2 protein-coding genes are annotated in these 913 nt (G+C 44.1%); both read left to right on the top strand.

Annotated features, from left to right (window positions below; translation table 11 throughout):
* A partial coding sequence (locus ACY1JZ_RS25995) for a hypothetical protein (RefSeq protein WP_462631678.1) occupies positions 1-444 on the top strand: 444 nt, incomplete at its 5' end.
* A 100-nt stretch (positions 445-544) separates the two neighbouring features.
* Positions 545-913, top strand: a 369-nt coding sequence (locus ACY1JZ_RS25990) for a hypothetical protein (RefSeq protein WP_462631677.1), incomplete at its 3' end; no start/stop codon positions are given.

Below are 913 nucleotides of genomic sequence, written 5' to 3'. Positions count from 1 at the left end.
CATGGCGATCATCTATATGAGTTATGGTGCTTCTATTCGAGGAGATGTTGTTGGAAAGCTTGCAATTTCGAGTTTTATGATGGTATTGCCGATCGTATTTTATCATTTTCTGGTCGTCTTTTTCGAGGAGAAGGGCGGTATACGGCTGCACAGACGAATATTATGGTTCATGTATGCGCTTGCTGCGGCAGGATTTTTGATCCGAAGCTTGTATTTGTATCCTCCGATGGCCTACACGATCTATCGTTACAATTCTTCTGTTACCTTAGGTTTTTTCCTGCTCGGATTTTTGTTCAATATGTGCATCCTGACGATGCAGTATCTAAGGCTGCGCAAGCAACAAACGTACATGTCCAGCATCATAAAGAATGTGTGGCTGACGTGGATAATTTCATTTTTACCAGTGATCTGTTCTTTGTTTCTCCCTCAAGTAATTACAGGTAGTCAGACTATAGGTCCTTTATACACAAGTTGGATTATCCTGCTTTTCCCGATTTCATTTGCTTATATGATCGCTGCGGACAAGTTATATGATTTCGACCTTATGATTCGCCGAATCTTGTCTGCTGTCCTTCTGTCCATTATTCCGGTCAGCTTGCTTACTGGAAGTTACATTTGGTTTTTCCACGGCACGGCGGATAAGAAGCAGATTCTGTTCCTATTCACTGCTTCACTGGTTCTGATTACATGGGTGCTCTATTCAGCGGAATATTGGACCACACGCTTTGAATCCGTGCTCTTCCCAAGGAAACACGCCCTGAACACGGCATTGAAGAACATCTCCAAGAAACTCGGAACGATCTCCAGCCTCCGCGAGCTGAAGGATATTATTCTCGCTGAGATTGTGGACACCCTCCATGTGACGGGAGCGGCTGTCGTGTTCCGATATAGGAGCGATACGGAAATCATCTAT

The organism is Paenibacillus sp. J5 (assembly GCF_054955055.1).
This window is presented reverse-complemented; position numbering and strand designations above follow the sequence as displayed.